Annotated in this window: 21 protein-coding genes, 1 tRNA gene and 1 riboswitch; of the genes, 12 read left to right on the forward strand and 10 right to left on the reverse strand. The window is 68.5% G+C overall.

From position 1 onward, the window contains the following. Positions 1 to 10 precede the first annotated feature (10 nt). The 7 genes from orn to ACYVDN_RS05660 all read left to right on the forward strand — a co-directional run bounded on the left by orn (position 11) and on the right by ACYVDN_RS05660 (position 4,579). Positions 11 to 631 (forward strand): oligoribonuclease, encoded by a 621-nt coding sequence (gene orn / locus ACYVDN_RS05630; protein WP_460569265.1) that lies wholly within the window; start codon positions 11 to 13, stop codon positions 629 to 631. 30 nt (positions 632 to 661) lie between these two features. After that, a tRNA-His gene (locus ACYVDN_RS05635) sits at positions 662 to 734 on the forward strand. Between the two features lie 205 nt (positions 735 to 939). Further along, the gene (locus ACYVDN_RS05640; protein WP_460569267.1) at positions 940 to 1,548 is read left to right on the forward strand and encodes a TetR/AcrR family transcriptional regulator; all 609 of its coding nucleotides are present in this window, start codon (positions 940 to 942) and stop codon (positions 1,546 to 1,548) included. A gap of 77 nt (positions 1,549 to 1,625) precedes the next feature. Beyond that, positions 1,626 to 2,327: a DUF2306 domain-containing protein gene (locus tag ACYVDN_RS05645; protein WP_460569269.1), complete on the forward strand. Its 702-nt coding sequence runs from the start codon at positions 1,626 to 1,628 to the stop codon at positions 2,325 to 2,327. Further along, complete coding sequence (locus ACYVDN_RS05650) at positions 2,324 to 3,520, forward strand: sensor histidine kinase (protein WP_460569271.1); 1,197 nt, start codon at positions 2,324 to 2,326, stop codon at positions 3,518 to 3,520. Before ACYVDN_RS05645 ends, ACYVDN_RS05650 begins: the two co-directional genes overlap by 4 nt. Next, complete coding sequence (locus ACYVDN_RS05655) at positions 3,490 to 4,182, forward strand: response regulator (RefSeq protein ID WP_460569273.1); 693 nt, start codon at positions 3,490 to 3,492, stop codon at positions 4,180 to 4,182. Before ACYVDN_RS05650 ends, ACYVDN_RS05655 begins: the two co-directional genes overlap by 31 nt. A gap of 49 nt (positions 4,183 to 4,231) precedes the next feature. Then, complete coding sequence (locus tag ACYVDN_RS05660; RefSeq protein ID WP_460569275.1) at positions 4,232 to 4,579, forward strand: metallopeptidase family protein; 348 nt, start codon at positions 4,232 to 4,234, stop codon at positions 4,577 to 4,579. Positions 4,580 to 4,601: 22 nt separating this feature from the next. Here ACYVDN_RS05660 and ACYVDN_RS05665 read toward each other — a convergent pair whose 3' ends face one another. From ACYVDN_RS05665 to ACYVDN_RS05685, 5 genes are read right to left on the reverse strand one after another with little or no spacing between them, the layout of a single operon-like run. Next, complete coding sequence (locus ACYVDN_RS05665; RefSeq protein ID WP_460569277.1) at positions 4,602 to 4,862, reverse strand: hypothetical protein; 261 nt, start codon at positions 4,860 to 4,862, stop codon at positions 4,602 to 4,604. Between the two features lie 45 nt (positions 4,863 to 4,907). Next, positions 4,908 to 5,504 carry a nucleoside/nucleotide kinase family protein gene (locus tag ACYVDN_RS05670; protein ID WP_460569279.1) on the reverse strand — a complete coding sequence of 199 codons (597 nt, stop codon included), beginning with the start codon at positions 5,502 to 5,504 and terminating at the stop codon, positions 4,908 to 4,910. Next, positions 5,491 to 6,288, reverse strand: coding sequence for an energy-coupling factor transporter transmembrane component T family protein (locus ACYVDN_RS05675; protein ID WP_460569281.1), 798 nt, complete (start codon positions 6,286 to 6,288; stop codon positions 5,491 to 5,493). The genes ACYVDN_RS05670 and ACYVDN_RS05675 overlap by 14 nt, the downstream gene beginning before the upstream one ends. Next, positions 6,285 to 7,835: an ABC transporter ATP-binding protein gene (locus ACYVDN_RS05680; protein WP_460569283.1), complete on the reverse strand. Its 1,551-nt coding sequence runs from the start codon at positions 7,833 to 7,835 to the stop codon at positions 6,285 to 6,287. Before ACYVDN_RS05680 ends, ACYVDN_RS05675 begins: the two co-directional genes overlap by 4 nt. Before the next feature lie 9 nt (positions 7,836 to 7,844). Then, the gene (locus ACYVDN_RS05685) at positions 7,845 to 8,525 is read right to left on the reverse strand and encodes an ECF transporter S component (RefSeq protein ID WP_460569285.1); all 681 of its coding nucleotides are present in this window, start codon (positions 8,523 to 8,525) and stop codon (positions 7,845 to 7,847) included. 59 nt (positions 8,526 to 8,584) lie between these two features. Continuing rightward, positions 8,585 to 8,695, reverse strand: a riboswitch (TPP riboswitch). Positions 8,696 to 8,804: 109 nt separating this feature from the next. On the opposite strand from ACYVDN_RS05685, the gene ACYVDN_RS05690 reads away from it, so the two are divergent. Beyond that, positions 8,805 to 9,008, forward strand: a complete 204-nt coding sequence (locus ACYVDN_RS05690) for a hypothetical protein (RefSeq protein WP_460569287.1) — start codon at positions 8,805 to 8,807, stop codon at positions 9,006 to 9,008. On the opposite strand, the gene ACYVDN_RS05695 is transcribed toward ACYVDN_RS05690, so the two are convergent. After that, positions 8,980 to 9,354, reverse strand: coding sequence for a spore germination protein GerW family protein (locus tag ACYVDN_RS05695; RefSeq protein ID WP_460569289.1), 375 nt, complete (start codon positions 9,352 to 9,354; stop codon positions 8,980 to 8,982). The two genes, ACYVDN_RS05690 and ACYVDN_RS05695, sit on opposite strands and share 29 nt — an antisense overlap. A gap of 93 nt (positions 9,355 to 9,447) precedes the next feature. Between ACYVDN_RS05695 and ACYVDN_RS05700 the strand changes: the two genes are divergently transcribed. After that, complete coding sequence (locus tag ACYVDN_RS05700; protein ID WP_460569291.1) at positions 9,448 to 10,368, forward strand: endonuclease/exonuclease/phosphatase family protein; 921 nt, start codon at positions 9,448 to 9,450, stop codon at positions 10,366 to 10,368. 72 nt (positions 10,369 to 10,440) lie between these two features. Here the strand turns inward: ACYVDN_RS05700 and ACYVDN_RS05705 are convergent, their stop codons facing one another. Then, on the reverse strand, positions 10,441 to 11,718 hold the full coding sequence (locus ACYVDN_RS05705; RefSeq protein ID WP_460569293.1) for a DNA polymerase IV: 1,278 nt from the start codon (positions 11,716 to 11,718) through the stop codon (positions 10,441 to 10,443). A gap of 92 nt (positions 11,719 to 11,810) precedes the next feature. Here ACYVDN_RS05705 and ACYVDN_RS05710 point away from each other — a divergent pair, with 92 nt between their 5' ends. Then, positions 11,811 to 12,815, forward strand: a complete 1,005-nt coding sequence (locus tag ACYVDN_RS05710; protein WP_460569295.1) for an aldo/keto reductase family protein — start codon at positions 11,811 to 11,813, stop codon at positions 12,813 to 12,815. Between the two features lie 35 nt (positions 12,816 to 12,850). On the opposite strand, the gene ACYVDN_RS05715 is transcribed toward ACYVDN_RS05710, so the two are convergent. The 3 genes from ACYVDN_RS05715 to ACYVDN_RS05725 form a co-directional block, all read right to left on the reverse strand. Further along, complete coding sequence (locus ACYVDN_RS05715; RefSeq protein ID WP_460569297.1) at positions 12,851 to 13,513, reverse strand: hypothetical protein; 663 nt, start codon at positions 13,511 to 13,513, stop codon at positions 12,851 to 12,853. 76 nt (positions 13,514 to 13,589) lie between these two features. Then, the gene (locus tag ACYVDN_RS05720) at positions 13,590 to 13,946 is read right to left on the reverse strand and encodes a gamma-glutamylcyclotransferase family protein (RefSeq protein WP_460569299.1); all 357 of its coding nucleotides are present in this window, start codon (positions 13,944 to 13,946) and stop codon (positions 13,590 to 13,592) included. Further along, entirely contained in the window at positions 13,943 to 14,317 is a 375-nt protein-coding gene (locus ACYVDN_RS05725; protein WP_460569301.1) for a hypothetical protein, read from the reverse strand. Before ACYVDN_RS05725 ends, ACYVDN_RS05720 begins: the two co-directional genes overlap by 4 nt. 100 nt (positions 14,318 to 14,417) lie before the next feature. Here ACYVDN_RS05725 and ACYVDN_RS05730 point away from each other — a divergent pair, with 100 nt between their 5' ends. Together ACYVDN_RS05730 and ACYVDN_RS05735 are read left to right on the forward strand one after the other, a co-directional pair. Beyond that, positions 14,418 to 15,113, forward strand: a complete 696-nt coding sequence (locus ACYVDN_RS05730) for an SDR family oxidoreductase (RefSeq protein ID WP_460569303.1) — start codon at positions 14,418 to 14,420, stop codon at positions 15,111 to 15,113. Between the two features lie 119 nt (positions 15,114 to 15,232). Beyond that, positions 15,233 to 15,802, forward strand: coding sequence for a TIGR03086 family metal-binding protein (locus ACYVDN_RS05735; protein WP_460569305.1), 570 nt, complete (start codon positions 15,233 to 15,235; stop codon positions 15,800 to 15,802). The last annotated feature ends 48 nt before the right edge of the window (positions 15,803 to 15,850 follow it).

Below are 15,850 nucleotides of genomic sequence, written 5' to 3' on the forward strand. Positions count from 1 at the left end.
ACTTGCCGCCATGCCGACAGCGAACGACGCCCTTGTCTGGATCGACTGCGAGATGACGGGGCTCGACCTCGAAGCGGACGAACTCGTCGAGATCTCCGTGGTGATCACGGACTTCGAACTGGTGCCGCTCGATCCCGGCATCGACATCGTCATCAAACCCGATCAGAGCGCTCTCGACCACATGGGCGACTTCGTGCGCAACATGCACACCACGAGCGGGCTCATCGAGGAGATCCCCAACGGCAAGAGCCTCGCCGAGGCGGAGTACGAGGTGATGGAGTACATCCTTCGATTCGTGCCCAACGAGCAGAAGGCTCCCCTCGCGGGCAACTCCATCGGCACGGACCGCATGTTCCTCGCAAAGTACATGCCACGGCTCGACGCCCACCTGCACTACCGCAACGTCGACGTCTCCTCCATCAAGGAGCTGGCCCGCCGTTGGTTCCCGCGCGTGTACTTCAATGCGCCGTCGAAGAACGGCGGGCATCGAGCTCTTGCAGACATCCTCGAGTCCATCCGTGAACTCGACTACTACCGGCGCGCCGTGTTCACCGGAGCGCCGGGACCCACGTCTGAGGAGTGTCAGAAGATCGCAGCGGAAGTCGTGGAAATCTGGGCCCCTCGCATGTAATAGAATCGTGTGGTTGCCCTCGGGCGCATGGTGGGTATAGCTCAGCTGGTAGAGCGCCTGGTTGTGGTCCAGGAGGTCGCGGGTTCAAGCCCCGTTACTCACCCAGAGAAGAAGGCCCCGGCAGTTGCAAAGCTGCCGGGGCCTTCGCGCATGCGGCGATCGCTTCGCGTCTCCGTCGCTGCACCGTCTCCGTCACCGAGTGATGTCGCAGTGGTGGTGTTAACATATAGCTACTAGTACGTCTACATCGTAGAGGTAACTGTTTCCGACCTTGACCCATGCCGACCCGATCAATACCGGAGGAGAAGATGCAGCAGGACGCGCCGGAATCCGCCACAGCCGTCACCTCACGGACGAACACGCGCTCACGCATCCTCGACGCGGCGAACGAACTCTTCTACGCCCAGGGCATTCGTGCGACGAGCGCCGACCGCATCATCGAGCAGGTCGGCATCACGAAGGTCACCTTCTACCGCCACTTCCACACCAAGAGCGACCTTGTCGTCGCCTACCTCGATGGGCAGGCGGCCGCCGAACGGGCTTGGATGGAGGGGGTGCGTCGCTCGGACGACCCGGTCGGCTCGCTGCGCGCGCTCGCCACCGACATCGGCTCGGTGAGCTGCCAGCCCGGCTTCCGCGGCTGCGCGTTCATCAACGCAGCCGCCGAGTTCGCCGATCCCGACGATCCGGTGCGTGACAAGGTCAGGGCGCACAGACGGTGGATGCTCGACTTCTTCGCCGACATCGCGGCTGAGGCCGGCGCGCGTGATGTCGAAGCCGCGGCACGGCAGCTGATGATCCTGCGCGACGGAGGGATGGTGAACGGATACCTCGGCGATCCGACATCGGTCGCGGACTCGCTCGGCGAGGCCTTCGCGTCCGTGTTGGCCACCGAGGCCTCATCGCCGACCCGCTGATCTCGTAAGAGGGCGTTCGACCCGCACTGGCCGTTCGGCCGATGTGAGCACACCCGGCGGACTCGCAAGATCGGTCCATGACCGCATCAACCACGCACGTTGCAGGACAGACCCGTACCCCGCACTCCGGCACGCGCCGTCGCGACTGGCTCATTCCGGCCGGTCTCGTGCTGCTCAGCCTGGTGCCGGTGATAGCCGGCGCGGATCGGGTCGCGTCGCTCGCCGTCGGCGTCGAGACCACGCCTGAGAACGCCCGCTTCACCGGCATGCCGGCGCCCGTGATCATCCACATCGTCAGCGCCACCGTGTACAGCCTGCTCGGTGCCTTCCAGTTCCAGCCGGGCTTCCGCGCCCGTCATCCGAAGTGGCACCGCGTTGCGGGCCGCGTGCTCGTGCCTGCGGGGCTGGCCACGGCGCTCTCGGGTCTGTGGATGACCCAGTTCTACGTCCTGCCGGCACACGACGGCGGACTCCTGCCTGCCGCACGGTGGGTGTTCGGAGTCGGGATGTTCGTGGCGATCGTGCTCGGCTTCGTCGCGGTGCTTCGCCGTCGATTCGACGCCCATCGAGCGTGGATGATGCGCGGCTACGCCATCGCGCTCGGTGCGGGAACCCAGGTGATCACGATGGGTGCGTGGGTGGCGATAGGCGGCAACCCGGAGACCACCAAGGCGGTGCCGATGATCGCGGGATGGGTCATCAACCCCGCGGTCGCCGAGTGGATTATCCGCAGGCACGTCCTACGCACCGCACGAGTGCCTCGTAGGATGCAGGCGTGACCTCCGTGGCACGCGCAGCGTGGCATCTGCCACGAGCCCAGCACGCGCGGCCGCGCGCCTGGTGGGACTGGGTGCTCGTCGGCGTGCTGGCGGCACTCGCCGTGCTCGAAGCCGTCCTGCGCCACGTGCCGCCCGCCGTGTGGCCGTCGGTCGCCGTCGAGCTCATCGTGATCGCAGCTCTGCTCTGGCGCCGCGCGCATCCCGGGGCCGTCGTGCTGATCGCGTTCGGTGCGGTGCTCGTTGGCGATGCCGTGCAGTGGTTCATCCCTGCCCCGTCGATCGAGTTGTACACGATGGCGGCGCTGCTGATCCTGCCGTACACGCTGGTGCGCTGGGGATCGGGCAAGGAGATCATCGTGGTCGGCGCGATCATGCTGATCGCGATGGCCCGGTCGCTGTTCGTCGGACCGCCCGTGCTGCAGAACATCGTCGGCGGAATCGCCGTGGTGGCGGCATCCCTGTCCCTCGGCGCGGTCTTCAGGTACCGCGCGACCGTGCGCACCGAACGTCTGGAGCGCGCGCGTTCCCAGGAGCGCGAGCGTCTTGCGCGTGACCTGCACGACACCGTCGCACACCACGTCTCCGCGATCGCGATCAGCGCCCAGGCGGGCCTGACCGTGGCCGACCGCGATCAGGAGGCCACTGCCGACATGCTGCGCGTCATCGAATCGGAGGCACGACGAACGCTGCGCGACATGCGATCCGTCGTCGGCACGCTCCGTGACGGCACGGCCGACGGCCACGCACCGGAAGGCGGCCGCTCCCCCGCTCCAGGCGTGACCGACCTTCGTGCGCTCGCCGATCAGGATGGCCGAACAGGCGGCAACGGCCCGACAGTGTCGCTCCAGGTGGACGGCGACCTCGATCCCTTGCCGGCACCCGTCGCGACCGCCCTCTACCGGATCGCGCAGGAGTCGATCACCAACGCGCGGAGGCACGCCGTGAGGGCCACCGTCATCGACGTGGACCTGGCGGTCGAGCCTGACGGGGTTCGGCTGAGCGTGCACGACGACGGCCATCATGGCCTACCCGGACCCGACCACGATCCCGTGCCCGCCGGCACGAGGGGATTCGGCATCGTGGGGATGAGCGAACGAGCCACGGCGCTCGGAGGCACCTGCACAGCAGGTCCCGATGCCGTGAGCGGCTGGACCGTCTCAGCATGGCTGCCGACGAGAGGTGCCGGTCGATGATCCGGGTGCTCGTCGCGGACGACCAGCCCATCGTTCGCGCCGGGCTGCGCATGATCCTCGACGCTCAGCCCGACATGGAGGTGGTCGGCGAAGCCGCAGACGGATTCGAAGCCGTACGGCTCGCAGAGCGTCTGCACCCGGACGTCGGACTCTTCGACATCCGGATGCCCGGGCTCGACGGCATCGAGGCGACCCGACGCCTCGCGGGGATGGATGTGGCGCATCCACTCGCGATCGTCGTGATCACCACCTTCGACGTCGACGACTACGTGCACGCGGCCTTGAAGGCGGGCGCACGCGGATTCCTGCTCAAAGACTCGGGGGCGGACCAGCTCGCGCACGCCGTGCACGCCGCCCATGCCGGAGACTCGCTGATCGATCCGGCCCTCACTCTTCGGCTGCTCGAGGTGTTCCGCGCGAAGAACGGTGCGGGCTCCCCCGTGCGGCCGACCGAGCCGCTCACGGCCCGCGAGGAGCAGGTGCTTCGCGACGTGGCGCGCGGCCTCACGAACGCCGAGATCGGCGCCGACCTTCTGGTGAGCCTCGGCACCGTCAAGGCACACCTCGGCAGCATCATGCTGAAGCTCGGCGCCCGTAATCGGGTCGAGCTGGCGATGTGGGCCTACGACACGGGCAGAGTCACAACGGGCGGCGCCCGGTAGACGACGGGCCCGCCTGGCCGGCGCCCGTTCGTGGCACGCTGGTGTCGTGATGAGCATGGATGCCGCGGAGTTCGAACAACTCGTGATCGACGAGCTCGACGCACTGCCCGACGACATGGTCGACGGCATCGAGAACGTCGCGTTCCTGGTGGAGAGTCGGCCGCCGGACGGCTCGCTGAGCCTGCTCGGCGAGTACGACGGCATCTCCCTCACCGAGCGGGATCGCTATGGCTTCGGCGAGATGCCCGACCGCATCATCGTGTACCGGGAGCCTCTGCTCTCGATCTGCGACGACGAGACGCAGCTGCGCGACGAGGTGCACGTCACGCTCGTGCACGAGATCGCGCACTACTACGGCATCGACGACGAGGAACTGCACGAGCTCGGGTGGGCGTGAGGCCGCGCCCGGAGCAAGCGGCTCAGCGTGCCGGATCGTCCTCGGGGTCGCTTTCGAACGGGTCGCTGTCCGAGGCGTCGAACGCGTAGCGCACGTGCACCTCGCCCCTGATCTCGCGGCTGTCGATGGCGTTGTACTTGAAGAGCGACTCGACGCCGTCGATCGCCGCGACCGCATTCAGGCTCTCGTCGTACCTGCCGCGCACGAGGTATCGGCGCTCGCTGGTGCCCGCCAATGGACCGTCGGAATACTCGACGATGTACTCGGTTGCGTTGTCGCTCATTCCACAAAGCTACCGCGCGAGCGGCCAACCGCTGAAACGCGCGCGTCAGACTGTGTGCGTGCCGTCCAGCACGACATCGGCGAGCTCGCGCGGCGACTCATCGGCGATGTGGTACTCCCACTGGCGCTGCCACATGTCCCAGTGCGCGTCGAAGGCGCCCGCATCCCGTTCCAACGCTCGCTGCTTCCGTACGGCGTCGTCCGCTCCGAGCCACACCCGCAGGTCGGCGAGCGGCGCTGATGCCCGCGTGAGGCATCCACAGCCCTCGACGACGAGTGGATGACCACCGATGACGGAGTGCCAGTCGGTGGGCGACGACGCGACCCAGTCCCAGCCTCGCCAGCGGCCCGCGCCGGTGGCGCGCAGGGGTCCGAGGAGCTCGGCGGGCACGAGCTCTGCCGCAGCCGCGAGTCCCTCCCACCCCGGGTAGATGTCGTCCATACGCACGAGCCGTGCCCGCCGCTCGGGCCACGCCGCGATCACGGCGTCGGCGAGCCTCGACTTGCCGGCCCCGCTCGGGCCGTCGATGAGGATGATCGGTGCCTCCGACCTCTCGAGCGCCGCGCGCACGATCGCCGGAGGCGTGCCTGAGTCGACAGGAGTCACGGGTCCGGCGGCGAGGTTCGAGTCAGGAGACGACAAAGGACCAGCTTCCTGCGAGCACGGCGGCCGCCGTCGCACATGCCGCGATACCCGCACCGATGCAGACCATGGCGACATCGCGACGACCGAATCGTGCCTTCCTGGCCCAGGTGCGCCGCGTCGTCCCTCCGAACCCCTTGGCTTCCATCGCCGTCGCGAGCTTGCTCCCACGGCGTAGCGAGAGCACGAGCAGTGCGAACGACCGCGAGCCGAGGCGGTGGATGGCTCCAAGGGGTCCTCCCCCGTCGCCGACGCCGCGGGCTCGTCGCGCTTGTCCGAGCGCCCTCCAGTCGTCGATGAACAGTCCGACGAGACGCAGTGCGGCGAGCGCCCCGAGCACGAACCGTGCGGGGAGATGGACGAGTTGGGCGAGTCCGTCGGCCAGGTCGGTCGGATCGGAGGTGGCGAACAGTATGACACCGGGGATGCCGATGGCGAGCACCCTGAGCGCGATCGCGCCGGCCAGCGAGAGCGACCCCTGCGTGACGGTGACCGGACCGAGGCTCCAGAGAACCGCGCCGGAGTCGGCCCCGTACAGGGCCGTCGCGATGGCTGCGGCCGCCGCGGCGATCCACACCGGCGCGGTGCGCAGCCAGAACTGCCTGGCGGGCACTCCGGCGAAGGGCAACAGCATCGCCTCGAGAAGGAGTGCGACGCTTGCCGACACCCAGTCGATCGTGAGCACGAGCGTGAGCGAGATCAGCAGGGCTGCAGCGAGCTTCGCCACCGGGCTGATCCCAGCGATGCGGGCGGAGCGGATGTCGGGTGTCAGCACGACGCTCATCGTGTCGCCTCCACCGCGCGCGGTTGCTCGCCGACGGAATGCGTCTGCCCGCGGACCGGCGTCTCGACCGGCGCGGCTGCTCCGGGAAGCGCGAGCACGTCGTCCGCGAGCGCGTGGACGAACCCGTCGTCGTGGGTGACGGCCATCACGGCGTGGCCGGCGTCGAGCAGCTCGGAGAGCAGGGCGGCGAGCTCACGCCAGGTACGGGCATCCTGCCCGAAGGTCGGCTCGTCGAGCACCAGCAGATCGGGCCTCGTGGCGATCGCGGTGGCGACGGAGAGCCGCCGCTTCTCGCCGCCGGAGAGGGTGAAGGGGTTCGCGGCAGCGAGGCGCGCCAGGCGTAGTCGGTCGAGGAGCTCGTCCACTCGTGCATCCGCCGCACGGCGATCGACACCCGCAGCTCGGGGGCCGACCGCGAGCTCGTCGCGCACCGTCGACCGAACGAACTGGTGCTCCGGGTCTTGGAAGACCGTGCCGATCCTGGTCACGAGCTGGCGCGATCGCCACCGCGAGGGCTCGGCGGGCAACCCTCTTCGGAACGACTCGCGCGCTTCGAGGACACCGTCGACCGGGCGAAGCAAGCCCGCCGCGGTGAGGGCGACTGTGGACTTGCCGGCGCCGTTCGGCCCGGTCACGGCCAAGGCTCGCCCGCGTTGCGTCGCGAACTCGACGCCCGATGCTGCCACCTGCGCCACACGCGTGCCGAACGGCGTCCGCCCTACGCTCAACGACCGCGCCGTGAGGAGGGTCTCCCCCTCCGCAGCTGCCGGCCGGATGCGGACCGAGGCAGACCCTGGAACCCAGATGCCGGCAGCGTCGAGCTCGGCCTTGCGTCCGTCGAGCACCTCGTCAGGGCCTCCCTCGGCGAGGATGCCGCCGGCTTCGTCCAAGACGATGACCCGGTCGACGATGGATGCCCACACCGCGACCCTGTGCTCGACGATCAGCACGGTCGCCGCACTGTCGCGGCAGAGCCTCTCGACGGCATCCCGCACCTCGTCCACGCCCGCCGGGTCGAGGTTGGCCGTCGGCTCGTCGAGCAGCAGGAGTCGAGGACGCATCGCGATGGCGCCCGCGAGCGCCAGTCGCTGCTTCTGGCCGCCGGACAAGGCAGAGGTCGGGGTCGACAGCGGAAGGTCGAGCCCGACATGCCTCAGGGCTGTCTCGACCCTCGGCCAGATCTCCGCGGCCGGCACTCCGGAGTTCTCACACCCGAACGCCACGTCGTCGCCGAGTCTGGCCATGACGACCTGGGAATCGGGGTCCTGCAGCACCATCGCGACCCGGTCCCGCGCCGCCCCCGGGTGCAGCCCGTCGACGGTGAGGGTGCCAGCGGCATCGCCCTCGTCGTCACCGCCGAGTACTCCGGCGATCCCCTGCATCAGCGTCGACTTTCCTGCGCCGCTCGCGCCCAACAGCAGCACTCGCTCACCCGGCCGGATGTCGAGGTCGACGTCGCGCACGGCCCACCGCGACCGGCCGGCGTGACGCCAGCCCCAGCCGCGGGCGAGCACCCGTGCGCCGCCTGAGGCGCGCTCCGAGGTCATCCGGCTCTCCTACACGCTCCCGGCGGAACCGGTCGAGGCGTCGGCACGGTCGTCACTCACGGCACCGTCATCCACGACCCGCGTCCGCCGGCCGGCGGCGAAGCGACTCAGTGCTCCTGTTGCTGCGAGCCCGCGAACAGCCAGCCAGCCGAGCAGTCCGGCGATGACGACACCGGAGAGCACCGCTGTGCCGATGTAGAGCCAGCGCTGCGCGGCGTCGAGTGCAGCGAGGGACGTGAAGGTGGTGTCGAGCAGACCTGTCGAGAGACCGGCGAGCCCGCCGGCGAAAAGGGCAGCACCGAGGTTCCAGACCTTGTACAGCAGGATGGCGAACGCGATCTCGGCTGCCGCACCCTCGATGGCCGCCCAGATGAAGTTCGTGAAACCCCACTCGTTGCCGATCAGCATCTCGACAACGCCCGCGACGATCTCGGTGAAGAGCGCTGCGCCCGGCTTGCGGATGATCAGGCCGCCGACGACTCCCGCGAAGAGCCAGCCGCCGGCCAGTAGACCCGCCGCGCCGGGGCCGAGGAGGGTCAGAGCGGCCGACAGCGGGGTCCACGCCAGACCCCATGCCCAGAAGATGACGCCGGATGCCACTCCGACGACCGCCGCGACGATGATGTCGACGACGCGCCAGCGGTAGACCCGCCTGGCGGGCGTCGAGGTTGCTGCAATGGTTGCGTGCACGATGCGTGCCCTCTCGTCTCGAGTACGTGGGCACGGGTGAATGCTCCGCACGGTGCGAAGCTCCCAAGAGATGGCCTCCCTGCGCTGGCATGATCCAGATCAGGTTCGACGGTCGAAGGTTGGAGAACCTTCCTCTCAGCCCGGCTCACCGGACTCCCGTGTTCGTCACACGAGTATAGTCAGCACCCGCCGCAGCGCACGGTTCGGCGGACGCGATCGTGAAGCGGATGACGCCGCGAACGCTTAGTGTGGTGTTCGGGTTCGCGTGAGGAGACGCCGATGGTCATCATGTGGGTGCTGCTCATCGTGGCGCTCGCGTTCGTGCTGCTGCTGCGGCTGATGATCGTGCGTCTGCGCAAGTTCGAACGGCTCGCCGCAGAGCGCAAGGCGGCACTGGCGAGCAAACGGGCTGCCGAGAGGGCCGCGGCTGAACGCAACGCCGCCGCGCGTGGAATCAGCGGCGACGCCCCGGGAAGCCCTTGAGCACCAGTCGACGGCGTCCCCGCAGCGACCGGAACATCAGCGAGAGCCCGACGGTCGAGACCGCGACGAACGGGATGCCCACCGCCAGCAGCGCGATCGGGTTGGCCTCGAACCGCACCCCCGTCTTGTCCTTGATGTAGGCGCCGATCGGGATGCTGAATCCCCCGCCGCCCCCGCCCGAGCCGAGTGCCGGCTCACGCGGGCCCTCCCCAGCGCCGAATCCGAACCAGCCGAGTGCGACCGGGATGACGGTGACATCGTCGATGGTCACCGGGTCGCCGTAGGCGGTCCGCACACCCGATGTGGACTTGAGTGAATCAGCGAGCTTGAGCACGAGATCAGCCATGGCTCAAAGCTACTCGGGGTGCGCGCGATAACACCACGGCTTGCTGGACATATCGTGCAATAGACACTAAGGCCATCACGCCATAATCGTCGGGTGTCGAAAGCCCGCCGACGAGCCTCCGATCGCGGGATCGTCGTCGGTGTGCTCGGCCTCATCACCGCCCTCCTCCTGCTCACCCACGCGTGGATTCCCGACGTCGGCGGCTACATGTCGCTTCTCGAGACGTTCCTGCCGTGGTTGTGGGTGCCGATCGCTGCGCTCGTCGTCGCCGCGGCGGTCGGTCGCAGATCGCCGTTCGCCTGGATCGGCGTGGGCATCGCGGCGGCGGCATGGGCCGTGCTGTTCGTGCCGATGGTCATTCCCCACGAGTCGACCCAGACGGCGAACCTCCACGTCGTCAGCGAAAACATCGACGCCGGCAATCACGACCCAGCCGCGACCATCCACTCGTTGATGGCGCGGGGTGCGGACGTCGTCGCACTTCAGGAGCTCGACTCCGAATCGACCCCGGTCGCCGAGCGCATGCTCGCTACGGCGTATCCGCACAGCTACGTGGTCGGCACCATCGGCGTGTGGAGCAAGACTCCGCTTTCAGCAGGCGAGCCCCTCGAATTGGGCCTTGGCTGGAACCGCGCGCTGAGCGTCGACGTCAGCACTGCGGACGGCCCCGTGCGGGTCTTCGAAGTGCACATGGCGTCGGTGCGCCTCGGCGAGTACCAGCAGCGCGACACCATGCTCTCCGCATTGAAGAGCACTCTCGACGACGCGAAAGACCCGCGAGTCATCGTCGTCGGGGACTTCAACTCCGGCTCGACGGACCGCGAGTTCCGGCAGCTCGAGCAGACCGTGACGGAGGCGCCGACATCGACGTTCGGCTTCGGGTTCACCTGGCCGGCGTCTTTCCCGTTCGCCAGGGTCGATCACCTGCTCACACGTGGGCTCACGACCGTGACGAGCACCGTGCTGCCCGCGAACGGCAGCGACCACCGCGGCATCGACGTCACACTGCGCTGAGCCGCACCACGCTGCCGACGGGCCTGCGTACCCCCCTGTCGCCCATCCACGGGATGCCCGGGGTGGAGCGATTCAGCCTGCCGGCTCCTCCCGCTCGTTGATCACCTTCGCGTTCGCGGTGTCGCCGACGCGTCGCGGCACACTTCCCACCAACGCGGCCGGGGTGACGACGCCGCCCCCGAACTTGGCGACGACCTTGTCGATGGCGTGCTCGGCGTCGCGCCAGTCCTCGTCGGGATCCCAGAGCAACGGAGCACCGGTGCCGTCCGGCACGAGCTGCTCGGCGCGCACGCCGAGAAGACGCACGGCGCCGCCCTGATCCAGTGCGGCGTCCAACAGCTCAGCGGCCTCCTCGAAGATGCGCTTGCCGACGTTGGTGGGCTCGCCGAGGGTGCGGGATCGGGAGATGGTGCGGAAGTCCGCGAATCGCAGCTTCAGCGCAACCGTGCGGCCGGTCATCCCGTGCTTGCGCAGCCTGGCGGCCACCTGCGTGGAGAGCCGCAGGAGTTCACGGCGCAGCACGGCGAGGTCGGTGAGGTCGTGCTCGAAGGTCTCCTCATGTCCGATGCTCTTCTCCCGCGTCGAAGTCTCGACCCGCCTCGGATCGATGCCGTTCGCGAGCTCGTGCAGCTTCACACCCGACGCCTCGCCGACCCAGCGCCTCAGCACGTCGAGCGGAGTCGATGCGACATCGCCCACTGTGCGCAACCCGTAACGGTGCAAGGTCTCCTGCGTCGCCGGCCCGACTCCCCAGAGCGCTCCGATCGGCAGAGGATGCAGGAACGCGAGCGTCTCCGCCACCGGGATGACGAGCATGCCGTCCGGCTTGGCCCTCGTCGACGCCAGCTTCGCCATGAACTTCGTGCCTGCCACCCCGACAGAGCAGGCCAGCCCCGTCTCGGCCAAAACCTTCTTTCTGATCGCTGCGCCGATCGTCGCGGGAGAGCCGAGCAGCCGCACCGAGCCGGCGACGTCGAGGAACGCCTCGTCGATGCTCACCTGCTCGACGAGCGGAGTGACATCGCCGAGGATGCCCACCACCTGCTGCGAATAGTGGGCGTACTTGTCGAAGTGCGGCTCCAGGACCACCGCATCGGGGCACAACCGCAGCGCCTGCGAGACCGGCATCGCGCTGCGAACTCCGAACTTCCGCGCCTCGTACGTGGCACTCGACACGACGGAGCGACCCGACGCGTGCCCGACGATCGCCGGACGACCGCGGAGCTCGGGACGGTCGAGCAGCTCGACCGACGCGTAGAAGGCGTCCATGTCGACGTGGAGCTTCGTGGCGCCCGTGTCATCCACTTCTCCGACGGTGACCTGCCTGTCCCGTCCGTCGCCACGTCCCACCCGTTCAGTGTCGCACCCACCACCGACGACCGCGCGGTCCTCCTTCTTTGCGGGCGTCACGACGCCGTGACAGTGCAGATAACGTTGACGACATGGACTTCAGATACCTCGGAAACAGCGGACTCAAGATCTCTGAGATCATCTACGGCAACTGGCTCACCCACGGCTCTCAGGTCGAGAACGATGCGGCCACCGCGTCGGTGCACGCGGCCCTCGACGCCGGCATCACGACATTCGACACCGCCGACGCCTACGCGAACACCAAGGCCGAGGTCGTGCTGGGCGATGCCCTCAAGGGCCAGCGCCGCCAGTCCCTCGAGATCTTCACCAAGGTCTACTGGCCGACCGGACCGCTCGGCCACAACGACACCGGCCTCAGCCGCAAGCACATCTTCGAGTCCATCGACGGATCGCTCAGCCGTCTCGGCACGGATTACGTCGACCTCTACCAGGCGCACAGGTACGACTACGAGACACCGCTCGAAGAGACCATGCAGGCCTTCGCCGACGTCGTTCGCGCCGGCAAGGCGCTCTACATCGGCGTCAGCGAGTGGAACGCGGAGCAGCTTCGCGCCGGCCATGCGCTGTCGAAGCAGCTCGGGTTCCAGCTGATCTCGAACCAGCCGCAGTACTCGATGCTGTGGCGGGTGATCGAGGCCGAGGTCGTCCCCACGTCGGAGGAGCTCGGAATCTCCCAGATCGTCTGGTCTCCCGTTGCACAGGGCGTGCTCACCGGCAAGTACAAGCCGGGCGCCGAGCTGCCCGCCGGCAGCCGCGCCACCGACGAGAAGGGCGGTGCGGGAGCCATCAAGCGGTTCCTCTCCGACGAGGTGCTCACCGCGGTGCAGAGCCTTCAGCCGATCGCCGACGAGGCGGGCCTCACGCTCGCCCAGCTCGCCGTGGCGTGGGTGCTGCACAACCCCAACGTCGCCGGGGCCATCGTCGGGGCATCCCGCCCAGAGCAGGTCGCCTCGAACGCCGAGGCTGCGGGTGTGAAGCTCGACGACGAGGTGCTGAAGCGCATCGACGAGGTCATCCTGCCCGTCGCGATGACCGACGCAGAGCTGACCGTCTCTCCCGCGACCCGCGTCGCGTAGCGCCAAGGTCGCGTCGATCCCAGACGGCGTCGCCCTCAGACGAGGGCGGCGACCAGGGGTTCGAACCAGCTTCGGAACGCGGCACGGTCGTCACGCAGGCTCCAGCTGATGACGACCGTGTCGGGTCCGACCACCCATGCTCCCTTCTCGGCGAGCGGCAGGGCTTCGATGTCGAGGCGGAATGACCCCGCCTGCCTTCGCAGCTCGTGCTCGCGGGTTCGCACGACGTCGACGATCTCGGCCGAGTACTCGGAGTGATGCGCCAGATCGTCGGCCAGGTACTCGGCACGCCTGGCGTTCGACCAGGCGACGGCGTCTGCGAACCGGGCGATGACCAGGTCTTGCAGCTCGAGCTCGCGGTCGAATGCCGCGAAGTGCGGCGGCACGAACAACGTGCTCCATGACGCCACGGCGTTCATCCGCACCACCGAGCGTCGCCACCACCTCGTCCACTCGTCGGCGAGCGTCGGCAACTCGTCGGCGGTTTGGCCGCCCTCAAGGGGCGGCAGCTGCTGATGGGGTGCGACCGCGAGCATGCGGTGCACTGCCGGCTCGCGCTGAACGGCAGGCACAACGGACGGCAGGGGCGGGTCGCCGGCGCCATCGAGCCCGGCGAGGTCGCGCAAGCACAGCGCGACAAGCAGGTCCAACGGGCAGTCTTCCGTGACCCGCCAGCGAAGGGTGCCCTCCACGAGCATGACTCGCAGTATAGAAGCGGGGACCGACATCGGCGACGGAAAGAAGGCCGATGCTCAGCCTCGGATTCTCACGCCGTCAGCCCTCAGAGTCGACGGTGGCACCGTCGACGTAGAGCCACGCGATCTCCCCCGTGCCCAGCGTGACCGCGACGCGTGTGTAGTCGTCGACCTCGTACTCGTCTGCAGAGGCCAGCTCGGCGTCATCCAGCTCCAAGACGGAGCCCGCCACGACGTCCGACTCGACTCCGGTGCGTCGTGCGAAGGGATGCTCCGCGCTGCCGCTCACCGCGACGACGTGGGGATCGGTGATGGCGACCGTGTCGAGAACGTAGCCGGGCAGGGTCGCAGCGCGCATCGGCATGGCTCTGCCGAAGGTCGCCTGCTGCACCGCGGGAAGCTGCAGCGTGCCGTAGGAGAACAGCAGGTGGCTCACGACTCGTCCTCTGCCCTGCCCGCGCGGTCGGCGTTCGCGTCCTCGTCGTCGTCCGCGCTTGTGTCGGCGACCGGGGCCGTCATCAGGAGATACTCCGGAACGCTGGCCCGGTCGAACGGACCTGCACCATCGACTCGGTACTGAGGCTCGTCGAACGACACGACCCACACCCTGCCGGAGAGTCGCTGCACGTCGAACGCGCCGTTTGCGAGCCCGGTCGCGCTGGCCACGATCACACCCGTCGGATCGCCGACCCAGCCCAGTGTTCCCTCGCGGTCGTCGTCGATGACATGCACCTGCACGCCGACGCCGAACACCTCGTCCGGTCGCGTCGTGCCCTGCCTGTCGCGTCGTCTCCACACGTGTGCCATTGTCCCACTCCCCGCAATGGCGCTTGGCCGCGCTGACCCGGTAGACGCATGAGAGCTGGCAGGTTAAAACACCGGCGTCAGGAGCGAGCATGATGGACTCATGACACGGGTGGCGATCATCGGAGCACACGGCAAAGTGGCGCAACAGCTCATGCGGGTGCTCTACGACCAGGGTGACGAGTTCGTGGGCATCGTGCGAAACGAGGACCACGCAGACGACATCTACCGCTTCGGCGGTGAAGGAGTGCTCCTCGACATCGAGACGGCCGACGCCGGCGCCGTCGCGGAGGCGATCGAGAACGCGGATGCCGTGGTGTTCACCGCGGGTGCCGGCCCCGACTCCGGTGTGGCACGCAAAGCGACCGTCGACTACGGCGGCTCGATCAAGGCGCAGCTCGCCGCACAGCACGCGGGAATCTCGAGGTTCGTGCAGGTCTCCGCGATGGGCGTCGACGATCCGGTCGCGGCCGACGCCAGTGAGTCGTGGGCCGCCTACGTCGCCGCGAAGCGCGACGCAGATGCCGAGCTCCGGCGCACCTCGCTGGACTGGACGATCATCAGGCCGGGAGCCCTCACCCTGGAAGACGGAACGGGTCTGGTGAGCATCGCCCCGAGGCTGGCTCGCGGCTCCATCCCGCGCGAGGACGTAGCGGCGGTCATCGCCGAGGTACTGCGCCGTCCCGAGACGGTGCGCACCCAGTTCGACCTCGTCTCGGGCCCCACTCCCATCGCCGACGCCCTCGGAAACGCGGGCGGCGGCGGTCAACGCGCAGCGAGCGGGGGCACGGCGGAATGAACGAGCGCGACCCACGGTTCTGGAACACACACGACGAAGCACTGGCAGGCCCGCAGCAGGCGGGTGTCGACAGTGTCGACGACACCGAACAGCACCACGCTGAGCAGGAGAAACACCATATGTCATTCACGGACTGGCTGGACGTCCAGGTCGGCGCGCACGCTGCATTCGGCGAGCGCATCGAGCTGGTCGTCGATTGGTCCGCTCCGACCCCGGACGTGGACTGGGACGTGCGGGAACTCGTCTCGCACGTGATCGAGGAGCAGCAGTGGGTTCCGCTGCTGCTGGCCGGGCGCACCGTGGGAGAGGCCAGGTCGCGGCTCGAGCCGCTCGGCAGTGATCTCGTGGCCGAGTGGCGGCGGTATTCGCTCGCGGCGACGCGTGCTTGGGCATCCGTGGACCCCGACGCGAAGGTCAACCTCTCGTACGACAGGGTTCCCGCAAGCGCCTACCTGCGTGAGCAGGCCTCGGATGTGATCGTGCACACCTGGGATCTCGCCCGCGCGATTGGCGCCGACGAGCAGCTGGGAGACGCGCTCGTCGCCGCGGCCTGGACGGTGTTCGAACCGCAGAAGGAGACCCTCGAGGCGAGCGGCCTGTTCGCGTCGCCGGTCCCGGTGCCCGAGGACGCATCGCTGCAGTCCCGGCTGCTGGCACTCACCGGGCGTGACGACCGAGTGACCGTTTAGAAGCTTGCAGAAAGACGCCGCACGACGGTCCGCGGCGATGCCGGGCGC

It is taken from the genome of Humibacter soli (genome assembly GCF_054779035.1).